At 61.5% G+C, this 20,066-nt stretch carries 18 protein-coding genes; 12 read left to right on the top strand and 6 right to left on the bottom strand.

The window, feature by feature from the left end; genetic code table 11:
* The first annotated feature begins 4 nt into the window (after positions 1-4).
* Positions 5-1,843 (top strand): TRAP transporter large permease, encoded by a 1,839-nt coding sequence (locus ACOVRJ_RS11305; RefSeq protein WP_422043952.1) that lies wholly within the window; start codon positions 5-7, stop codon positions 1,841-1,843.
* 289 nt (positions 1,844-2,132) lie between these two features.
* Here ACOVRJ_RS11305 and ACOVRJ_RS11300 read toward each other — a convergent pair whose 3' ends face one another.
* Together ACOVRJ_RS11300 and pmbA are read right to left on the bottom strand one after the other, a co-directional pair.
* Positions 2,133-3,215 (bottom strand): TRAP transporter substrate-binding protein, encoded by a 1,083-nt coding sequence (locus tag ACOVRJ_RS11300; protein WP_422043951.1) that lies wholly within the window; start codon positions 3,213-3,215, stop codon positions 2,133-2,135.
* A gap of 166 nt (positions 3,216-3,381) precedes the next feature.
* Entirely contained in the window at positions 3,382-4,746 is a 1,365-nt protein-coding gene (pmbA, locus tag ACOVRJ_RS11295; RefSeq protein ID WP_422043970.1) for a metalloprotease PmbA, read from the bottom strand.
* A gap of 293 nt (positions 4,747-5,039) precedes the next feature.
* Here pmbA and yjgA point away from each other — a divergent pair, with 293 nt between their 5' ends.
* Both yjgA and mog read left to right on the top strand, forming a co-directional pair.
* Entirely contained in the window at positions 5,040-5,606 is a 567-nt protein-coding gene (gene yjgA, locus ACOVRJ_RS11290) for a ribosome biogenesis factor YjgA (RefSeq protein ID WP_422043950.1), read from the top strand.
* A gap of 4 nt (positions 5,607-5,610) precedes the next feature.
* Complete coding sequence (mog, locus tag ACOVRJ_RS11285; RefSeq protein WP_422043949.1) at positions 5,611-6,213, top strand: molybdopterin adenylyltransferase; 603 nt, start codon at positions 5,611-5,613, stop codon at positions 6,211-6,213.
* A gap of 47 nt (positions 6,214-6,260) precedes the next feature.
* Here the strand turns inward: mog and cysE are convergent, their stop codons facing one another.
* Together cysE and ACOVRJ_RS11275 are read right to left on the bottom strand one after the other, a co-directional pair.
* A complete protein-coding gene (gene cysE, locus ACOVRJ_RS11280) occupies positions 6,261-7,040 on the bottom strand; it encodes a serine O-acetyltransferase (RefSeq protein WP_422043948.1) in 780 nt (259 codons plus the stop codon).
* Between the two features lie 44 nt (positions 7,041-7,084).
* Complete coding sequence (locus ACOVRJ_RS11275; RefSeq protein ID WP_422043947.1) at positions 7,085-7,840, bottom strand: RNA methyltransferase; 756 nt, start codon at positions 7,838-7,840, stop codon at positions 7,085-7,087.
* A 197-nt stretch (positions 7,841-8,037) separates the two neighbouring features.
* Between ACOVRJ_RS11275 and ACOVRJ_RS11270 the strand changes: the two genes are divergently transcribed.
* The 9 genes from ACOVRJ_RS11270 (at position 8,038) to ACOVRJ_RS11230 (ending at position 18,310) form a co-directional block, all read left to right on the top strand.
* On the top strand, positions 8,038-8,988 hold the full coding sequence (locus ACOVRJ_RS11270; protein ID WP_422043946.1) for an inositol monophosphatase family protein: 951 nt from the start codon (positions 8,038-8,040) through the stop codon (positions 8,986-8,988).
* A 179-nt stretch (positions 8,989-9,167) separates the two neighbouring features.
* A complete protein-coding gene (gene mutS / locus ACOVRJ_RS11265; RefSeq protein WP_422043945.1) occupies positions 9,168-11,759 on the top strand; it encodes a DNA mismatch repair protein MutS in 2,592 nt (863 codons plus the stop codon).
* 7 nt (positions 11,760-11,766) lie between these two features.
* Positions 11,767-12,642: an alpha/beta hydrolase gene (locus ACOVRJ_RS11260; protein ID WP_422043944.1), complete on the top strand. Its 876-nt coding sequence runs from the start codon at positions 11,767-11,769 to the stop codon at positions 12,640-12,642.
* Positions 12,643-12,685: 43 nt separating this feature from the next.
* Positions 12,686-14,329: a CTP synthase gene (locus ACOVRJ_RS11255; RefSeq protein ID WP_422043943.1), complete on the top strand. Its 1,644-nt coding sequence runs from the start codon at positions 12,686-12,688 to the stop codon at positions 14,327-14,329.
* Positions 14,330-14,342: 13 nt separating this feature from the next.
* Positions 14,343-15,200 (top strand): 3-deoxy-8-phosphooctulonate synthase, encoded by an 858-nt coding sequence (gene kdsA, locus ACOVRJ_RS11250; RefSeq protein ID WP_422043942.1) that lies wholly within the window; start codon positions 14,343-14,345, stop codon positions 15,198-15,200.
* Positions 15,201-15,313: 113 nt separating this feature from the next.
* Positions 15,314-16,600, top strand: coding sequence for a phosphopyruvate hydratase (eno, locus tag ACOVRJ_RS11245; protein WP_263536459.1), 1,287 nt, complete (start codon positions 15,314-15,316; stop codon positions 16,598-16,600).
* A 56-nt stretch (positions 16,601-16,656) separates the two neighbouring features.
* Positions 16,657-16,926 carry a septum formation initiator family protein gene (locus ACOVRJ_RS11240; protein ID WP_422043941.1) on the top strand — a complete coding sequence of 90 codons (270 nt, stop codon included), beginning with the start codon at positions 16,657-16,659 and terminating at the stop codon, positions 16,924-16,926.
* A 48-nt stretch (positions 16,927-16,974) separates the two neighbouring features.
* The gene (gene pnuC, locus ACOVRJ_RS11235; protein ID WP_422043940.1) at positions 16,975-17,619 is read left to right on the top strand and encodes a nicotinamide riboside transporter PnuC; all 645 of its coding nucleotides are present in this window, start codon (positions 16,975-16,977) and stop codon (positions 17,617-17,619) included.
* Between the two features lie 25 nt (positions 17,620-17,644).
* Positions 17,645-18,310: an AAA family ATPase gene (locus ACOVRJ_RS11230; RefSeq protein ID WP_422043939.1), complete on the top strand. Its 666-nt coding sequence runs from the start codon at positions 17,645-17,647 to the stop codon at positions 18,308-18,310.
* Between the two features lie 12 nt (positions 18,311-18,322).
* On the opposite strand, the gene ACOVRJ_RS11225 is transcribed toward ACOVRJ_RS11230, so the two are convergent.
* Both ACOVRJ_RS11225 and ACOVRJ_RS11220 read right to left on the bottom strand, forming a co-directional pair.
* The gene (locus ACOVRJ_RS11225) at positions 18,323-19,384 is read right to left on the bottom strand and encodes a 6-phosphofructokinase (RefSeq protein WP_422043938.1); all 1,062 of its coding nucleotides are present in this window, start codon (positions 19,382-19,384) and stop codon (positions 18,323-18,325) included.
* A gap of 43 nt (positions 19,385-19,427) precedes the next feature.
* Positions 19,428-20,042: a LysE family transporter gene (locus tag ACOVRJ_RS11220; protein ID WP_422043937.1), complete on the bottom strand. Its 615-nt coding sequence runs from the start codon at positions 20,040-20,042 to the stop codon at positions 19,428-19,430.
* Positions 20,043-20,066 lie beyond the last annotated feature (24 nt).

Raw genomic sequence — 20,066 nt, 5'->3', positions numbered from 1 at the left:
AGACATGGCTGCCTTCATTGCTGAAAATTTCGTCCCCCTGCTGTTCGGGGGTCTCCTAGTCTTCTTGCTGATCGGCATTCCAGTCGCCTTCGGACTGGCTGCCACCGGCTTGCTGTTTGGTGCCATTGGCATCGAAGTCGGGCTCTTCCCGTCCAATATGTTCGGCGCCCTGCCGCTGCGCGTCTTCAACATCATGTCGAACGACACGCTGCTCGCCATTCCCTTCTTCACTTTCATGGGCATCATCCTTGAAAGATCAGGCATGGCGGAAGATCTGCTGGAAACCGTAGGGCAGGTCTTCGGCCCGGTTCGCGGCGGGCTTGCCATCGCCGTGATCCTGGTGGGCGCACTATTGGCCGCAACCACCGGCGTCGTCGCTGCGGCGGTCATTTCCATGGGCCTGATTTCGCTGCCCATCATGCTTCGCTACGGCTACAACCGCACGATTGCAACGGGGGCGATCACCGCCTCCGGGACGCTGGCTCAAGCAATCCCCCCCTCCTTGGTGCTGATCGTTCTGGCCGACCAGTTGGGCCGCTCGGTGGGCGATATGTATGCCGGCGCGCTGGTGCCGGGATTGATGCTGGTGGGTTTGTATCTCGCCTTCATTGCCCTCGTCGCATTCGTGCGCCCCGCTTGGGTGCCGGCCCTGCCAGAAGAGGCACGCATTTACCGTGAAGGCAATGGCGCCAGCGGCCACAAGTCGCTGCTGGTCTTGCTGCTGATTGCTGGCGCCGTGGGCTATATATGGTCAACGGTGCACGACTCCATGCTCAAGCAATGGATGGAGCGCCCCAATGCGGCACCGAACGATGAGATCTTCATCAGCTCCATGACCGTGGCCTCTATCTTCGCCCTGGGTTTGGCCCTCATCAACAAGCTCACCGGAATGGGCCTGTTGTCCAAACTGGCCGAGCGGGTCACCTTTGTGTTGATCCCGCCCTTGGTGCTGATTTTCCTGGTGCTGGGCACCATCTTCCTCGGTGTTGCCACACCGACCGAAGGCGGAGCGATGGGTGCCGTAGGCGCGCTGTTGATGGCCATCGCGCGCCGTCGTATGCCGCTCAAGGCGATGAATCAAGCCTTGGACAGCACGGCACGTTTGTCCTGCTTCGTCTTGTTCATCCTGATCGGCTCCACCGTCTTCAGCTTCACCTTCAATGCGGCAGACGGCCACTTCTGGGTTGAAAACTTGTTCAAATCCTTGCCAGGCGGCGCACTGGGCTTCCTGATTGTGGTCAATCTGCTGATCTTCATTCTCGGCATGTTCATTGACTTCTTCGAGATCGCCTTCATCGTGATCCCGATGATCGCGCCAGTGGCCGAGAAATTGCTGCCTGCCATGCTGCCCGGGGTGCCGCCGGACGCGGTCATGATCTGGTTTGGTGTGATCGTTGCCATGAATTTGCAAACCTCCTTCCTGACACCACCGTTCGGCTTTGCGCTCTTCTATCTGCGCAGCGTCGCGCCCAAGAAGGACTACAAGGATCGCGTCACCGCCAAGACCATTCCCGCCGTCACCACCGCACAGATCTACAAGGGCTCGATTGCATTCATCATCCTTCAGCTGATCATGGTCGGGGTCATCATTGCCAAGCCGGAACTGGTCATCGGAGGCTTGGTGCAGACCCAGAAACTCGACGACGCCTCGGTCTTGCAGCAGTTGGAGAATATGGGCGGCAGAGACAGCACGGAGCCCAATGCGAACTCAGCGCAAGAGGGCAGCTCGACACCCGCGCATGATCCTTTTGCTCCTCCTGCGGACCCTGCAGCTTCAGCAGCCGAGGACGATCCGATGAAGGGATTGCTCGATGCGGTAAAGGAAGACAAAGCCAAAAAGTAGCCCTTCTCTTTCTCGGCCTGGGCTCCTGACGCTGCACCAAATGGGCGTCAAGAAGCTCGATATAGGCACCGCCACCCTGATGCATGGAAACATGATGCAAGAGGTGTCCGGTGCCTTTGTTCTTCATGGGCATCTCGCCCCCGACCAAGAGCCTGGACGCCGCACACACCAGCCCCGAATCCAGGGGCTGCGGTGACCGAACCTGGAACCGACAGGCGAAAAAAAACCTCGCCAAGGCGAGGTCTGGATCTTGCTGGCGGAGCCGTATCGGCCCCGCTTGCTCTGAACCTTAGAGCCTTTGCTGCTGCATGAAGTCGTCGAAACCGGCTTCAGCGAAGCGGAACCACAGGTTCTGATCCCGGCGGAAGGCACTGTAGTCCTCGTAAATCTTCTTCCAAGCGGGGTTCTTGGCGCTCAGATCGGCGTAGGTGGCCATCGACTCCTTGAACGCGGCGTCCAGCATGTCCTTGGGGAAGCGGAACAGCTTGGTGCCCCCGGCGACCAGGCGCTTCAGTGCGGCCGGGTTGCGAGCGTCATAGCGCGCCTGCATGACAGTTGCAGCCTCAACGGAAGCCGCTTCAATCATGGCCTTGTACTCCGAAGACAGCGAGTTGTAGGCCTTGGTGTTGATGTAAAAGTCCAGCTGCGGGCCACCTTCCCAGAAACCGGGGTAGCCGTAGAAGGGCGCGACCTTGTTGAAGCCGAGCTTCTCATCGTCGTACGGTCCCACCCACTCTGCAGCGTCGATGGTGCCCTTCTCGAGCGCCTGATAGATCTCGCCGCCAGGAATGCTCTGAGCCACGCCGCCGAGCTTGCCAAAAATCACACCGCTGAAGCCACCGGTACGGAACTTCAAGCCCTTGATGTCAGCCAGAGACTTGATTTCCTTGCGCCACCAGCCGCCCATTTGCGCGCCGGTGTTGCCGCCAACGAAGTTGATGATGTTGTAGTTCGCATAGAACTCGCGCATCAGCTTCAGGCCGTTGCCCTCGATCATCCAGGCGCTCATCTGACGGCTGTTCAAGCCGAAAGGAATGGCACAACCCAGCGCAAATGTTGGGTCCTTGCCGAAGTAGTAGTAAGGAGCGGTATGGCACATTTCCACCGTGCCACTTTGCAGAGCGTCCACCTGACCGAAACCACCGACCAGCTCACCGGAAGGGTGAACGGAAATCTGGAACTTGCCGCCGCTCATGTCCGAGATGGACTTCGAGAACACATCGGCCGCCCCGTAAATCGTGTCCAAGGCCTTAGGAAAAGCGGAAGTTAGACGCCAACGCACATTGGTTTGCGCATGGACGACAGCAGGTGCAACACCGGCGGCAAAAACACCAGCCAGACCTGCCTGCCGAACAAAGGAACGACGCTCCATCTTGGGACTCCTAGAAAGTAAGTTGCAGTAATTGCCAACTGATTCTAGGGTGCCCCAAAACCATGCCGATGGGGGCAAACCCGTGCGAAACATGCCCTTTTTAGGGGCGAATTCACTGAACTGACAGCCAGGTGAACGGCAGCTTAAAGTCCGCTGAAATTTCGAGTTAACTGCCGGCCAATTTCATCCGCGAGATCAAAACCGAGCCGATGGTCTTGCCACCCATGGTGTAGGTGTCACAGCCAATGCCAATGATGTTTTGATACATCTCACGCAGATTGCCCGCAATCGTCAGTTCATGGACCGGAAAAGCAATCTCTCCTTGCTCAACCCAGTAGCCACTGACGCCACGCGAATAGTCACCCGTCACGTAGTTCACGCCCTGCCCCATCAACTCGGTGACCAGCAGGCCCGTCCCCAGTCGCCGCAACATGGTCTTCAGGTCATCGCCTGGCGCGGTCCAGCGAGAAGTCATGCGCAGATTGTGCGAGCCCCCCGCATGGCCGGTGGTGCGCATCCCCAGCTTACGCGCCGAGTAGGTCGACAAAAAGTAACCCTGCAACACACCCGCCTCCACCACATGGCGCGGCCGAGTGATGACGCCTTCATCGTCAAACGGGGCGCTGCCCTTGCCCTTGACTTCGTGTGGGTTCTCGTGAATATCAATGTGTGAAGCAAGCACCGGCGTACCCAAGCTGTCGAGCAAGAAGCTGGCGCGTCGGTACAAAGAGCCGCCGCTGACTGCCTGGACCAAAGCACCCAGCAAGCCGGCCGCCACGGTGCTCTCAAACAAGACCGGGACTTCCGCTGTTGGTACGCGTCGAGATTTCAAGCGGGCCAGCGCCCGCTCCGCCGCGTAGCGTCCAATCGCCTCGGCTGAGGCCAAATCGCGGGCGTCGCGCTGAGAGCTGTACCACGAATCCCGCTGCATCTGAGCGCCGCGCCCCGCGATGGGAGCCACCGAAATCGAATGGCGCGAGCTGGCATAGCCGCCCCGAAAGCCGCGGCTGTTGCCAGAAAAGAAATGGGACTGCTGCGCCGAGACTGCGGCGCCTTCGCTATTGCTGATACGGCGATCCACCGCGAACGCCGCCGCCTCGCAGCGCAAGGCGAGCTCGCCCGCCGCTTGCGCGTCAATGCTCCAGGGGTGGAACAAGTCCAATTCGGGGCGGCTGCTCGGATCCAAGGACAAGTCCTCCTCATCGGGCAGACCCGCCACCGGGTCTTCCGCGGTGAAGCGCGCGATATCGAACGCGGCCCTGACCGTGTCTCGCAAGGCCTTGGGCGAAAAATCTGAAGTACTGGCATTCCCGCGTCGCTGACCCACGTACACCGAAATACCCAGCGACTTGTCACGGTTGCGTTCGACGTTTTCCAGCGAGCCCATACGAGTGGAGACCGACAAACCACAGCCCTCGGAAACCTCCGCGCCCGCATCCGAGGCGCCGAGTTTCTTGGCCTCGAGCAACACGTCCTCGATGAGTTGCTGGAACTGATCCACCCGGTAGGCGAAACCACTGCCGCCGCTCATCCCTGAAACGGTGGCGGAGCTGGTGCTGGAACTGGGGGAAGGCTGAGCAAGCTTGGACATGGGGTGATGAGCCGGATGAAAAGTAGGCGCCGCAGTCCACCTGCGTGCAAGTCGGACTGCGCTGAAATACAGAAGTGGGGGACAATCATACGAGCCGCAGAGATGCCCGAGCCGCTCACCCGGCCTTACCGAGCAAGCTTTTTCGCCCGGCACGAGCCGCGCTAGGCCGCCACTCAGGCAACTTGCACAGACCGAATTTTCGGTTAGCCCCGCTTCAAACGCCCGATAGCACCATGAGAACACAAGAAGAATTCGCAGCCGAGGACGATGACTTCGATCGTCCCAGCAAAAGCCAGCTCAAACGCGACATGACCGAACTGCAGGCGCTGGGTGAGGAGTTGATGAACCTCCCCCCGAGCCGCCTGGAGCCTTTGGCCTTGCCCGAGATCCTCGCGGATGCTTTGCGTGCGGCCAAGAAAATCACATCACACGAAGGCCGTCGCCGCCAGATGCAATACATCGGCAAGCTGATGCGGCGCGTGGACCCCGAGCCGCTGCGCGAGGCGGTCGCCGCCTTCAAACTCGGCCACGCCAAGGACAGTTTGGCCTTGCACCAGAGCGAACGCTGGCGCGAGCGCTTGCTGGCTCAAGACGCGGCATTGCAAGAATTCATTGCCGAACACGAAGGCATTGATGTGCAGCAGTTGCGCAGCTTGGTTCGCGCCGCGAGAAAAGATGCAGCAGCCGCGCCCGAGCAACGTTCCGGCCGCGCCTACCGCGATCTGTTTCAGTTCATCAAGACCGAACAACTGCGCGTCGCCCCCGAGGAGGACGTGGCCAAGGACGATGCGGATGAGTGAATCGATGAGCCCGCCAGATGCGCTTCGCATTGGCATTGTTTCGGTCAGCGACCGGGCGTCCGGCGGCATCTATGAAGACAAGGGCTTGCCGGCCTTGCAGGCTTGGCTGAGCGCAGCCCTGATCAACCCGATTCAGTTCGAGGCACGGCTGATCCCCGATGAAAGGCCTTTGATTGCCAGCACCTTGCGTGAATTGGTCGATGAACAGGCCTGCAATCTGGTCTTGACCACCGGCGGCACCGGGCCGGCTTTGCGCGACGTCACGCCAGAGGCCACCTTGGACGTGGCCGACAAGGAAATGCCAGGCTTTGGCGAACAGATGCGGCAGATCTCGCTGCGCTTTGTCCCGACCGCGATTTTGTCGCGCCAGGTCGCGGTGATTCGAGGCAAGGCCTTGATCATCAATCTGCCGGGTCAGCCCAAGTCGATTGCCGAGACCCTCGCCGGACTGAAGGACGCCGAAGGCGAGCCAGTGGTGGACGGCATTTTTGCCGCCGTGCCTTACTGCATCGACCTGATCGGCGGGCCTTACATGGAAACTCGCGAGGACATCGTTCGCGCCTTCCGCCCCAAGTCGGCCCAACGCCCGCCTCGCTCACCAGGCTGAATCACAGCGCCTGGCACGCGGATTGGGGCACCCCCACCATTCCAGGCTTACTCCTTGACCAAGCGGCTCAACGAAGCGGCGTCAAAGGCTTCATCCTGTTGAGCGTCTTGGGGCACGCAATCGCCCACCGGCGAGCGCGAAGCCGCCGACAACTTGCAAACGGCCTGCCAAAGCAAGGCAATCTGATGATCATGGCCGGACGCGTTGTCAATCAAGCCGCGCAAGGCCTGCGCCACCGGATCGTCGCCTTGGCTGACGCCGTAGGCTGAGAAACCCATCTTGGCCGCAGCCTCCTCGCGCTGCACATCGGCCTTGGCCTCGATGATGCGCGCCGGGTTGCCCACCGCCGTGGCGCCTGCAGGAACCGGCTTGGTGACCACCGCCCCTGAACCGACCCGCGCGCCCGCACCCACGGTAAAGCCGCCCAAAACGCAAGCGTTGGCACCAATGATGACGCCGGCCTCCAAGGTCGGGTGACGCTTGGCGCCTTTCACCAGCGCCGTGCCGCCCAGGGTCACGCCCTGATAAATGGTGCAGCCCTCGCCGATTTCTGCCATCTCACCGATGACGATGCCCATGCCGTGGTCGATGAAGACCTTGCGAGCGATGGTTGCGCCCGGATGAATCTCAATGCCAGTCAAGAAACGGGTGCAATGGGAAATGAATCGGCCCAGCCACTTCAGCCCGTGCGTCCAGCACCAATGTGCCCGGCGATGCAGGATCAGCGCATGCAACCCTGGATAGCAGGTCAACACTTCCCAGGCCGTGCGTGCGGCGGGGTCGCGTTCAAGAATGCAGGCAATGTCTTCGCGGATGCGCTGGAACATGGAGACTCAAAGCAAGAGAGGGCCGGCCAGTTTAGCGGTGCGATTCAATCTTCGCTCGCGGTGAGGCTTGCGTCTGGCTTGGCATGAGGGCTGCGCGGTGCTTCCACCATGGCACGGGCAATGCCGCGAAAAACATGCACCTCCTCGTTCGTCAGCCCGGCGCGATTGAAGAGTTGGTTGAGCCGAGGGATCAACTTCTTGGGAGCGGCCGGGTTCAAATAGCCAATTGCTTCCAACGAACTTTGCAAATGTTGCAGCAAGCCTTGCACCGCCTTCGCGTCGGCAAAGTTCGGGGCTTCTGTTCGCGGGGCCACAGAAAAGCCGCCCAAAGCTTGGCGCCAGTCATAAGCCAAGAGTTGCACCGCCTGGGCCAGATTCAATGAGCCGTAGTCTGGATGGGTCGGGATCGAGAGCACCGCGTGGCAGCGATACACATCTTCATTGCTCATGCCGTAGCGCTCGGAGCCAAAGACCAGACCGACTTTGTGCGCGCTGGCGGCCAACTCGCTAAACAGTACGCGCGGCTCGCGCACTGGCGGGCCAAAGTCACGCGGCGTCATGGCGGTGGCGCAAGCGAAGGTGATACCGTCGAGCGCTTCTTCCAGCGTGTCCACGATCCGGGCGCGCACCAAGATATCGGCGGCGCCGCTGGCCATGGCCACCGTTTCCTCCTGGCTCAGCACATCCGCAAAACGCGGCTTGACCAAGACCAGTTCAGAAAAACCCATCACCTTCATGGCGCGGGCGGTGGCGCCGACATTGCCGGGGTGGCTGGTTTGAATCAGGATAAATCGTGTCATATCTACGCCGGCTTCAAGTCCAGAAAGGCTGGCATTTGGAGGAATCGGCAAGGCTCGGCTAAAATGCGGGATTATCCTGAGTCCGGGCCGGCATTGACCGCGAAACCCAAATCAGGGCGCTCTTTTTTTCCGCCAGTTCACCTCCCGAGCCTCATGGTGCACAAGCCATGTGCGCCGGCCAACCAAGGTTTTCACGAATGACGCAGCAAGCTTCACTCCATCCCATGCTCAATGTCGCCATCAAGGCGGCACGTGCGGCCGGTGCCATCATCAACCGCGCCTCCATGGACCTCGACATTCTGAAGATCAACACCAAGTCGCCCAATGACTTTGTGACCGAGGTGGACCAAGCTGCTGAAAAAATCATCATTGAAACGCTGCTGCAAGCCTACCCCGACCACGGCATCCTCGCCGAAGAGTCGGGCCGCGAGTATGGCGCCAAGCATTCTGAATACGTCTGGATCATCGATCCGCTGGACGGCACCACCAATTTCATCCACGGTCTGCCGATGTACTGCGTGTCCATCGCGCTGGCGCATCGCGGCGTGGTGCAGCAAGCCGTTGTCTATGACCCGACCCGCAACGACCTGTTCTACGCCACCAAGGGCCGCGGCGCCTTCATGAACGACCGCCGCCTGCGCGTCTCCAAGCGCACCCGCTTGAGCGACGCCCTGATCGGCACCGGCTTCCCCTTCCGCCGCGGCGACAACTTCAAGCGCTATATGAAGATGTTCGAGGCCGTGATGGTGGAATGCGCCGGCCTGCGCCGCCCCGGTGCTGCTGCACTGGACCTTTGCTATGTGGCCGCCGGCTATTACGACGCCTTCTTTGAAACCGGCCTGCAGCCCTGGGATGTGGCAGCCGGCTCGCTGATCATCACCGAAGCAGGCGGCCTGATTGGCAACTTCACCGGCGAATCCGACTTCTTGCATCAGCGCGAAGTGGTGGCCGGCAGCCCCAAGATCTACGGCCAACTGGTCACCATCTTGGCGCCCTACACTCGCGTGATCAGCGCCGACGACGAGGCCAAGGCCGAGGGGGGTGATGCTGAAGGCAAGACTTCCGCTGTTGACGCCCTGGCCGCCGCCGCTGCGCCGGCCACCAAGAAGCGCGCCGCAGTACGCATCAAAAAGACTGACGCCGAGTAAACCCTGCCGAGGCAGTTGTGCACTTCGACGAGGCCCTCCTCGGAGGGCCTTTTTCTTGCGCGCTTTGATCCCAACCCAACTCAGCTACACGGAATGCGATGAGCTTCGACGCTTAAACTACGCATTCACCTCAAGGCAAAGCCCTCCATCCGAGGGCTTTGTTCATGTTTGAAAGCCCAATGAGCCAGACCCCAGATTTCAGCGCCCACACGCCCGTGATGGCGCAGTACCTTCGCATCAAGGCCGAGCACCCCGATGAGCTGGTGTTCTTTCGCATGGGTGACTTCTACGAGGTCTTCTTTGATGATGCCCGCAAGGCCAATGCGCTGCTGGACATTACCCTGACCGCTCGCGGCCAAAGCGCCGGCCAACCCGTGGTGATGGCTGGCATTCCGGTCAGCGCCTTGGAAAGCTATTTGGCCAAGCTGATCAAGCTGGGCGAAGCGGTGGCGATTGCCGAACAGGTCGGCGATGTGGCCACCAGCAAAGGGCCGGTTGAGCGCAAAGTAGTGCGCGTGGTCACCCCGGGCACGGTCACGGACAGCGAATTACTGGCCGACAAGCAAGACTCTGTTCTGCTGGCGGTGGTGCAGCAGGGCAAGAACCACGGGCTGGCCTGGTTGTCCATGACCCAAGGTCAGCTCGGGCTGGCCGAATGCAGCGACAAGGAGCTGCCCTCCTGGTTGGCGCGTCTGAGCCCGGCCGAAGTGCTGGTGGACCGCGAGCGTCAACCCGCCGGCGTGCTCGCCGCACATGTAGCCATCACCAACCGCCCCAGCTGGCAGTTCGACACCAACTTAGGCGCGCGCAAACTGTGCGAGCAGCTCGGCGTGGCCAGCCTAGCCGGCTTCAATGCGCAAGAACTCAGCGCGGCCCAAGCCGCAGCCGCTGCTTTGCTCAGTTATGCCGAACACACACAGGGCCGAGCACTCGCCCACGTCAAGAGCCTGCAGGTGCAGCGCAGCAGCGATTTATTGGACTTGCCGCCCGCCACGCAGCGCAATCTGGAACTCACCCAGACCTTGCGCGGAGAAAGTTCTCCCACCCTGATGTCCTTGCTGGACAGCTGCCGCACCGGCATGGGCAGCCGCGCCCTGAGACACTGGTTGCTGCACCCCAAGCGTGAACGGGGCGAGGCGCTGGCGCGACACGGCGCCATTGAGGCCTTCATGCGCGCTTCGCCCGAAGCGCTGCGTGAAGGCTTGCGCCAAGTCTCCGATGTGGAACGGATTGCCGCACGCATCGCCTTGCGCCAAGTGCGCCCGCGCGAGTTGACCGGGCTGCGCAGCACATTGCAAGTCTTGCCCGCACTGCAGCAAACGCTGCCCAGCGGCAGCGCCCTGCTCGACAGCTTGGCGCAAGGTCTGCGCGCCTCGCCGCATATCGAAGAGCTGCTGCGCCATGCGATTGCCGAAGAGCCGGCCGTGCTGGTGCGTGACGGCGGCGTGATTGCCGATGGTTTTGATGCCGAGCTGGACGAGTTGCGCGGCATCCAAAGCAATTGCGATGCCTTCTTGCTGGACCTGGAAACCCGCGAACGCGCCCGCACCGGCATTCCCAATCTGCGGGTGCAGTTCAACAAAGTGCATGGCTTCTATATCGAAGTCACCCAAGGCCAGGTCGACAAAGTGCCGCTGGACTATCAGCGCCGCCAAACCCTGAAGAACGCCGAGCGCTACATCACGCCCGAGTTGAAGGCCTTTGAAGACAAGGCCTTGTCCGCCCAAGAGCGCGCCCTGGCGCGCGAGAAGCTCCTGTTCGAGATGTTGCTGGATCAACTGACCGAAGAGCTGCAGGCCTTGACCGCACTCGGCCGGGCGCTGGCCAGCCTGGATGCGCTGGCCGCACTGGCCGAGCGGGCGCACAGCCTGCGCTGGTGCCGGCCGGAGTTCGTCAGCCAACCCTGCATCGACATCATGGCCGGCCGCCACCCCGTGGTGGAAGCCCGGCTGCGCGAAACCGGTGCCGGCGAGTTCATGGCCAATGACTGCCGGCTGGATGCACGTACCCGCATGCTGATGATCACCGGCCCGAATATGGGCGGTAAGAGCACCTTCATGCGCCAGGCGGCCTTGATCAGCTTGCTGGCCGCCATGGGCAGCTATGTTCCGGCCAACGCCTGCCGTTTGGGCCCCATGGATGCCATCCACACCCGCATTGGCGCGGCCGATGATTTGGCCAATGCCCAGTCCACCTTCATGCTGGAGATGACCGAAGGCGCGGCGATTCTGCACAGCGCAACCGAGCACTCGCTGGTTTTGATGGACGAGATCGGTCGCGGCACCTCTACCTTTGACGGCTTGGCCCTGGCCGGCGCCATCGCCAGCCATTTGCACGACAAGACCCGAGCCTTCACCCTCTTTGCTACCCATTACTTTGAGCTGACCGAGTTCCCCACCAAGCATCCGCAGGCCATCAATTGCCATGTGGGCGCGGTGGAAAGTGGTGACTCCATCGTCTTCTTGCACGAGATTCAGCCGGGCCCGGCCAGCCGCAGCTATGGCGTTCAAGTGGCGCGTTTGGCCGGCATGCCAGCCAGCTTGGTTCGCCAGGCGCGCTCCACCTTGGAAGCGCTGGAAGCCAAGGCTTCGGACAGCAAACTGCAAATTGATTTGTTTGCCGCGCCCGCAACACCCGAGACCACTGTCACCCAGGAGACCCACGCTTTGGTCGCGGCGATGGAAGATGTGGACCCCGACGCCCTCAGCCCGCGCGATGCGCTGGCCCTGGTCTACCAATTGAAGAAGCTGAGCAAATCCAAGCTTGGCTGAAAACTCGATGACACGCGCCACCGGCATTTCCAAGACCCTTGTTTTTTCGCACGCCAATGGTTTTGGCGCCGGTTGCTATCGGGTGCTATTCGAGGCCTGGCAGCGCGCCGGTTGGACGGTGCATGCCCTGCCGCAGATTGGCCATGACCCGGCCTTTCCCATCACCAGCAACTGGCCGCATCTGCGCGAGCAGCTGATTCAGTTCATCGAACAGCAGGTCCAGCCCTCGATGCCTGTGCCCGGGCCTGTGACCTTGGTCGGGCATTCGCTGGGCGGCTTGCTGAGCCTGATGGCCGCCTGCCGCCGCCCTGACCTGGCGCAATCGCTGCTGATGCTGGACTCTCCCTTGGTGACTGGCTGGCGCGCGCACAGTGTGCAGGTCATCAAGGCCACAGGCCTGATGCCGAGGGTATCGCCGGGGCGTGTCTCAAGGCAGCGCCGCCATATCTGGCCCAACCGAGCGGCGGTGCTGGCGCACTTTGCCCCCAAGCACAAATTCGCCCGTTGGGACCCGCGTGTGCTGCAAGACTATGTGGACAGCGGCTTTGAAGAAGCTGCTGACGGCAGCATCCATCTGCGCTTTCGCCGCGAATTGGAAACCCGCATCTACGAGACCCTGCCCCACCACCTCGGTCGCCTGACGCAAAAGCATCCGCCGCAATGCCCGGTCGGATTCATTGCGGGAACTCAGTCGGAAGAACTGCGCCAAGCGGGCTCGGCCGCCAGCAAGGCGCTTGCCCACCCGCACTTTGTCTGGATGGAGGGCTCGCACCTCTACCCCTTCGAGCGCCCCGACGACACCGCCGCTTTGGTGCTGCAAATGTTGGACCTGATGCACTTGCCTCACGCCGAGCCTGAAACCCAAGGTTCGCCTCCTCTATAATCGCGCTTTACCACCACAGCGTTTTTGATGGACGCTGCAAGACATGACCAAATACGTCTACGTCACGGGCGGTGTGGTGTCCTCACTCGGCAAGGGCATCGCATCAGCTTCACTGGCTGCCATTCTCGAATCTCGCGGCCTCAAGGTCACCCTGATCAAGCTCGATCCCTACATCAATGTGGATCCGGGCACGATGTCCCCCTTCCAGCACGGCGAGGTGTTCGTCACCGAAGACGGCGCGGAAACTGACCTCGATCTGGGCCACTACGAGCGCTTCATCACCACGCGCATGAAGCGCGCCAACAACTTCACCACCGGACAAATCTATATGTCCGTGCTGGAGAAGGAACGCCGCGGCGACTACCTTGGCAAGACGGTGCAGGTGATTCCGCACATCACCAACGAGATCCAAGACTTCGTGCGTCGTGGCGCCGGTGTCGGCACCGCCGATGCGGTCGATGTGGCCATTGTTGAAATCGGCGGCACCGTCGGCGACATCGAATCGCTGCCCTTCCTGGAAGCGGCGCGTCAGATGAGCCTGAAGGCCGGTCCGAACAATGTCGCCTTTGTGCATCTGTCTTATGTGCCTTGGATCGCCGCTGCCGGCGAACTCAAGACCAAGCCGACCCAGCACACGGTACAGAAGATGCGCGAAATCGGCATTCAGCCCGACGCGCTGCTGTGCCGCGCCGACCGGCGCATTCCTGACGACGAGCGCGAAAAAATTTCGCTCTTCACCAATGTGCCCGAGTACGGCGTGATCTCGATGTGGGATGTGGACACCATTTACAAGGTGCCGCGCATGCTGCATGAGCAAGGTCTGGATCAGCTGATCTGCACCAAGCTGCAACTCAACACCAAGTCCACCGACCTGAAGCGTTGGGACACTCTGGTGCACGAGGTGCTGAACCCAGCCAAGAACGTCACCATCGCGATGTGCGGCAAGTACACCGACTTGAGCGACTCCTACAAATCGCTCAACGAGGCGCTGCGCCACGCCGGCATCCATAACCACGCTCGCGTCAATATCGAGTATGTGGATTCGGAATTGCTGAGTGCGGCCAACATCGACCAACTTAAGCAGTACGACGCCATCTTGGTGCCCGGCGGTTTTGGCAAGCGCGGTGTGGAAGGCAAGATCTTGGCGGCCCAATATGCCCGCGAGCACAAGATGCCCTACCTGGGCATCTGCCTGGGCATGCAGGTCGCGACGATTGAATACGCGCGCCATATGGCCGGCCTGGGCGGCGCGAACTCCACCGAGTTTGACCCCGAGACCCCGCACCCGGTGATCGCCTTGATCGACGAGTGGCAAGACGCCGACGGCAGCATTCAAAAGCGCGACGAGAAGTCCAATCTGGGCGGCACCATGCGCCTGGGCGCCCAGAGCTCTGACGTAGCCCCCGGCACCCTGGCCCATGACATCTATGGCCCGGTGGTCAGCGAACGTCACCGCCACCGCTACGAGGCCAACGAGCATTACCTCGATCAGTTGCAAAAAGCCGGCTTGGTGATCTCGGCCATCACCCAGCGCGAGAAGCTGACCGAGATGGTGGAGTTGCCCCGCACGGTTCACCCCTGGTATGTGGGCGTTCAGTTCCACCCCGAGTTCAAGTCCACCCCTTGGGACGGCCACCCGCTGTTCACCGCCTTCATCAAGGCGGCGCTGGACCACCAACAGGCCTGAAGGAATCTAGCCCATGAAGCTTTGCGGTTTTGAGGTCGGCATCGACCGGCCTTTCTTCTTGATCGCCGGTACTTGCTCGATCGAGGGCCTGGAGATGTCGATCGATGTCGCTGGCCAATTGAAGGAAGCCTGCACGGCTCTGGGCATTCCGCTGATCTACAAAGGCTCCTTCGACAAGGCCAACCGCTCCTCGGGTTCGACCAAGCGCGGCGTCGGCATCGATGCCGGCCTGAAAATCTTGGACGAGGTGCGCAAGCAGTTGCAACTGCCCATCATCACCGATGTGCATGATGAGTCGCAGGTGGCCGAAGTCGCCAGCGTGGTTGACGTCTTGCAAACGCCGGCGTTTCTGTGTCGCCAGACCGACTTCATCCGTGCGGTGGCCAAGTCCGGCAAGCCGGTCAATATCAAAAAAGGTCAGTTCCTGGCCCCTTGGGATATGAAGAACGTCATCGACAAGGCCCGCGACGCTGCGCGGGAAGCCGGCCTGTCGGAAGACCGTTTCCTGGCCTGTGAGCGCGGCGTTAGCTTTGGTTACAACAACCTGGTGGCCGACATGAGCAGCCTGGCCGAGATGCGCAAGTCCGGCGCGCCGGTGGTGTTCGATGTGACCCACTCGGTGCAAAAGCCCGGCGGCCAGGGCACCAGCAGCGGCGGTGCCCGCGAGATGGTGCCGGTGCTGGCCCGTGCTGGCGTCGCCGCCGGTGTGGCGGGTCTCTTCATGGAAACCCATCCCTGCCCGGCCGAAGCCTGGTCCGACGGCCCCAACGCTGTGCCGCTCAAGCGCATGCGCGCCTTGTTGGAGCAGCTGGTGGCACTGGACCAAGTGGTTAAGAGCCAGCCCCTGCTCGAGAACGACTTCACCGCCTGAATTGAATCGCCCGCCCTGCGGGGCGGACGCCGCGCAAGATTGTTCAGCGCCGGTAACTGCCAGCTGGCAAGATGCGCGCCGAACCCGAATTTTTGACCTTTTGGAGAGCTTGAATGAGTGCCATTGTTGATATCGTCGGCCGCGAAATTTTGGACAGCCGCGGCAACCCCACCGTCGAATGCGATGTCTTGCTGGAATCCGGCGTGATGGGCCGTGCCGCTGTGCCTTCGGGCGCATCGACCGGCTCGCGCGAAGCCATCGAGCTGCGTGACGGCGACAAGAGCCGTTACCTGGGCAAGGGCGTGCTCAAAGCCGTTGAACACATCAACACCGAAATCTCCGAGGCCGTGCTGGGCCTGGACGCTTCCGAGCAAGCCTTCCTGGATCGCACCCTGATCGATCTGGACGGCACCGAGAACAAGAGCCGCCTGGGCGCCAACGCGATGCTGGCTGTCTCCATGGCCGTGGCTCGCGCTGCAGCTGAAGAGTCGGGCCTGCCCCTGTACCGTTACTTCGGCGGCATGAACGGCAACCAGCTGCCGGTGCCGATGATGAACGTCATCAACGGCGGCGCGCACGCCAACAACAGCCTCGACCTGCAAGAGCTGATGATCATCCCCGTGGGCGCACCGAGCTTCCGTGAAGCGCTGCGCTGGGGTGCCGAGGTGTTCCACGCGCTGAAGAAGATCTTGCACGACAAGGGCATCTCCACTGCCGTGGGTGACGAAGGTGGTTTCGCGCCCAGCGTGGAAAGCCATGAAGCCGCCATCCAGCTGATCCTGGACGCGATCGACAAGGCCGGCTACACCGCCGGTGAGCAGATCGCCATCGGCCTGGACTGCGCCGCCAGCGAGTTCTACAAGGACGGCAAGTACGTGCTCGAAGGCGAAGGCGGCCTGCAGCTGACGGCCCAAGAATGGACCGATATGCTGGCCACCTGGGTCGACAAGTACCCCATCATCTCGATCGAGGACGGCATGGCCGAAGGCGACTGGGACGGCTGGAAGCTGCTGACCGACCGCCTGGGCAAGAATGTGCAGATCGTTGGCGACGACCTCTTCGTCACCAACACCAAGATCTTGAAAGAAGGTATCGACAAGGGCATCGCCAACTCGATCCTGATCAAGATCAACCAGATCGGCACCCTGACCGAAACCTTCGCCGCCATCGAGATGGCCAAGCGCGCCGGCTACACCGCCGTGATCTCGCACCGCTCGGGCGAGACCGAGGACTCGACCATCTCCGACATCGCCGTGGGCCTGAACGCCGGCCAGATCAAGACCGGCTCGCTGTCGCGCTCGGACCGCATGGCCAAGTACAACCAGCTGCTGCGCATCGAAGAAGACCTGGGCGATGTGGCCGTGTACCCCGGCCGCGCTGCGTTCTACAACCTGCGTTAAAGGGCTCTGGCTCGGCGGCCGGGGGCAAGCCCCAGCCGCTGGGCTAAACTTCGCGCGTGAAAACGATCAGCCTGCTCCTCGTCGCTTTTTTGCTCGCCATCCAAGGCCAACTCTGGCTGGGCAAGGGTGGCTTGCCGCGCGGCGGCCAATTGCGAGCCGAGCTGGCTCAAATCGAGGCCGAGAACGACAAGTCGAGGCAGCGCAACGCCCAACTCGAGGCCGAACTGCGTGATTTGCGAGAGGGCTTGGAAATGGTCGAAGAAAAAGCCCGTTTCGAGCTTGGCATGATCAAACCCGACGAGATCTTTGTTCAGGTGCGGCGCTGAGCTCTTGCCCCGTTTTTGGACAATAGAACCGCCTGATTTCCTCTGAGCATGGATGCACTGCTGCTGACGCTGCAACCCTTGCTGTTGCCGGCCTTTGAATTGTTTGGCAGCCCGATCACCTGGGTAGAGTTGCTGGCCTTCGTCCTGGCCGTCTGGATGGTGATCTGCAATATGCGGGTGCACATGCTGGCATGGCCTTTGGCGATTGCCAGCTCGCTGCTTTACTTCCTCTTGTTTTGGAGTGGCAAGCTCTACGGCGAGGCCTCCTTGCAGCTGGTGTTTGTGGCCTTGGCCCTGTGGGGCTGGTCGCAATGGCTGCGCGGCAAGACACAAGACGGCCGTGCCCTACGGATCCGCAGACTCAGCCCCCAAGGCCTGGCGCTTTCGGTGGCCACGACCTTGTTGGCCTGGCCGGCTCTCGGCCTGTTCCTCGATCATCAGACCGACTCTCCCGTCCCCTTTTGGGATGCTTTCCCCACCGTGGCCAGCCTTCTGGGCCAGTGGTTGCTGGCCCGCAAGTACCAGGAGAACTGGGGCGTTTGGGTGCTGGTCAATGCGGTCAGCGTGGCGCTGTTCGCCTACAAGGGATATTGGCTGACCGTCGTCTTGTATGCGGTGTTCATCCCCATGTCGATCGCTGGCTGGCGGGCGTGGGCGCGCAAAATCAAGCCCACAACAGCGCTCGCCTCATGAGCCGCAAGGCCGGCAGATTCGTACCGTGAGTTCTGCACTATTGATTGCCGTGATCGGGGCCGAGAGCACGGGCAAGAGTACCTTGACGCAAGACCTGACCCCGGCCCTGCAAGCAGCCACGGGCCTGCGTTGTGCCCTCGTCAGCGAGTACCTGCGTGAATGGTGCGCCACCCAAGGCCGCACGCCGCGAGTGGAGGAGCAAGCGCAAATCGCGGCCGAACAGACTCGCCGCATCGATGAAGCTGCACAGGAAAATGACATCGTCATCTGTGACACCAGCGCCTTGATGACGGCGATCTACAGCCAATACCTGTTTGGCGACAACTCGCTGCTCGAGACCGGGCGGGCTTTTCATCGCCGCTGTGCCCTCACTCTTTTGACCGCCTTGGACCTGCCTTGGGTGGCAGACGGTTTGCAGCGCGACGGCGCCCATGTTCGCAAACCGATCGACAGCGCCCTACGCGCCGTGCTGCTCAGCGCGGGGCTCAACTGGGCCGTGGTCGCAGGCAGCGGCACAGCCCGCTTGGAAGCCGCGCTGAATGCCATGACCCCATTGCTGAAACGGCAGCAACCACCTCGCCAAGGCTTGTTCAGCCGCTTGACTGAGCGGCAGGACGCCTTGCCTGAATGGCGCTGGGCTTGCGAGAACTGCGATGTGCCGGAGTGTGAGCACCTCGCCTTCAAGCGCTGAGGCTGGCTCCGATCACTGACCCAGACTGAGGCCCAAGCCGCGCGCCGCCTGCAGCAGCGGATGATCAAGCGGCACCCGCCGGTTGCCTCCTGCCACCTCAGCCAGCGAAACATCGGTCAAGGCGCCTGCTTGCAAGGCCACCATGCGGCCGTAGCGCCCTTGTTTGACCATCTGAGCGGCATAACTGCCAAACTGAGTGGCCAAGATCCGATCAAAAGCCGTCGGGGTGCCGCCCCGCTGAACATGGCCCAACAGCGTAGAACGGACCTCGCTGCCCAAACGCTCTTGCAGCTGATGCGCCAACACCGCGCCTACGCCGCCCAGGCGCAAGGGATCGGGGCTGTCTTTCAGCGTTTGGTGAACCACCATCTCGGCGTTCTTCGGATGGGCGCCCTCGGCGATGCAAATCAAGGTGTAGCCCGGCTCTGGCTCGCGCGCACGGCAGAACTCAGCCACCGCCTCAACCTCATAAGGCAGCTCGGGCAACAGAATCACATCGGCAGCGCCGGCAATGCCGCCCTCCAAGGCGATCCAGCCGGCATAACGCCCCATCGTCTCGGCAATCATCACGCGGCCATGGCTGCGCGCGGTGGTGGCCAGGCGATCCAAGGCCTCGGCGACCACAGCCACGGCACTGTCAAAGCCGAAGCTGCGTTCGGTCAGCGGCAGGTCGTTATCAATCGTCTTGGGCACGCCCACCACCGGCAAGCCCAGGCGGCTCAGCCGCTCGGCGATGACCATGGTGCCGTCGCCGCCGATGACCACCACAGCGTCCAGTTGCAACTCGGCCACATAGGCCAGCAACTGCGCCGAGACATCGGCGCCGCCTGCCGCAAAGTAATGGAAAGGGTCGCAGCGATTGTGCGTGCCGAGGATGGTGCCGCCCTGAGCCAAGATGCCACTCACGGCCGAGCGATCCAAGTCCAGCGTTCGCTTTTCAATCAGTCCCAGAAAACCCTGCCGAACGCCGCTGACCTTGGCGCCACATTCATTGATCAGCGCCAAGCTGACCGCGCGGATGACTGCATTCAAGCCCGGGCAATCGCCACCGCCGGTCAGTATCCCGATGTGCATAGAAAAGCTCCCAAATCACCTCTGAAAACCTGGCCCTGCCTTTTCACCGGTTGATCGCCAACTTGATGCCAAAACCAATCAAGAACACACCGGCCAAGCGATTCAGCCAAGCACTCACACGAGGGTTGGCGCGCATGCGCTCGGCCAAGAAATGAGTCAACAAGACCATCACCAAGCCATAGAGAAAAGTCAGCGCCGCAATCGTCAGCGCCATGGCCGCGAAAGTGGGCAAACCCAGATGCCGCTTGGGGTCGACAAAGAGCGGAAAGAAGGCCATGTAGAACACGATGGCCTTGGGGTTCAGCAAGGTGATCAGCACCGTTTGCCGAAAGAAATGACGGGGCTGCATGCTCAAAACCGGCGCGCCGCCGGGCTTGGCCAACAGCATCTTGAATCCCAGCCAAGCCAGATAGGCCGCACCAATCCACTGGACCGCATGAAAAGCCGCCGGATAGGCCGTCAGCAAAGCGGCGACACCAGCTACGGCCAGCCACATCAGCACCTGGTCACCGGCAATCACACCCAGCGTGGCCGCCAGGCCGCCACGAATGCCGCCCTTGCCGGTGGAGGTGATCAAGGCCAGATTGCCCGGCCCTGGGATCAACAAAAACACAATGATGGCGACGACGAAAGCGCTGTAGTCCGCAATACCAAACATGCTGTGTCCTTTGCTGATGCGTGC

This window comes from Roseateles sp. (genome assembly GCF_049240545.1).
Lineage (GTDB): Bacteria > Pseudomonadota > Gammaproteobacteria > Burkholderiales > Burkholderiaceae_C > Paucibacter_A.
This window is presented reverse-complemented; position numbering and strand designations above follow the sequence as displayed.

Excerpts from the sequence above, each read along its gene's own strand:
- ACOVRJ_RS11305 (WP_422043952.1), top strand. The coding sequence starts at position 5 with ATGGCTGCCTTCATTGCTGAAAATTTCGTCCCCCTGCTGTTCGGGGGT.
- ACOVRJ_RS11300 (WP_422043951.1), bottom strand. The coding sequence starts at position 3,215 with ATGGAGCGTCGTTCCTTTGTTCGGCAGGCAGGTCTGGCTGGTGTTTTT.
- pmbA (WP_422043970.1), bottom strand. The coding sequence starts at position 4,746 with ATGAGCGGCGGCAGTGGTTTCGCCTACCGGGTGGATCAGTTCCAGCAA.
- yjgA (WP_422043950.1), top strand. The coding sequence starts at position 5,040 with ATGAGAACACAAGAAGAATTCGCAGCCGAGGACGATGACTTCGATCGT.
- mog (WP_422043949.1), top strand. The coding sequence starts at position 5,611 with ATGAGCCCGCCAGATGCGCTTCGCATTGGCATTGTTTCGGTCAGCGAC.
- cysE (WP_422043948.1), bottom strand. The coding sequence starts at position 7,040 with ATGTTCCAGCGCATCCGCGAAGACATTGCCTGCATTCTTGAACGCGAC.
- ACOVRJ_RS11275 (WP_422043947.1), bottom strand. The coding sequence starts at position 7,840 with ATGACACGATTTATCCTGATTCAAACCAGCCACCCCGGCAATGTCGGC.
- ACOVRJ_RS11270 (WP_422043946.1), top strand. The coding sequence starts at position 8,038 with ATGACGCAGCAAGCTTCACTCCATCCCATGCTCAATGTCGCCATCAAG.
- mutS (WP_422043945.1), top strand. The coding sequence starts at position 9,168 with ATGAGCCAGACCCCAGATTTCAGCGCCCACACGCCCGTGATGGCGCAG.
- ACOVRJ_RS11260 (WP_422043944.1), top strand. The coding sequence starts at position 11,767 with ATGACACGCGCCACCGGCATTTCCAAGACCCTTGTTTTTTCGCACGCC.
- ACOVRJ_RS11255 (WP_422043943.1), top strand. The coding sequence starts at position 12,686 with ATGACCAAATACGTCTACGTCACGGGCGGTGTGGTGTCCTCACTCGGC.
- kdsA (WP_422043942.1), top strand. The coding sequence starts at position 14,343 with ATGAAGCTTTGCGGTTTTGAGGTCGGCATCGACCGGCCTTTCTTCTTG.
- eno (WP_263536459.1), top strand. The coding sequence starts at position 15,314 with ATGAGTGCCATTGTTGATATCGTCGGCCGCGAAATTTTGGACAGCCGC.
- pnuC (WP_422043940.1), top strand. The coding sequence starts at position 16,975 with ATGGATGCACTGCTGCTGACGCTGCAACCCTTGCTGTTGCCGGCCTTT.
- ACOVRJ_RS11225 (WP_422043938.1), bottom strand. The coding sequence starts at position 19,384 with ATGCACATCGGGATACTGACCGGCGGTGGCGATTGCCCGGGCTTGAAT.
- ACOVRJ_RS11220 (WP_422043937.1), bottom strand. The coding sequence starts at position 20,042 with ATGTTTGGTATTGCGGACTACAGCGCTTTCGTCGTCGCCATCATTGTG.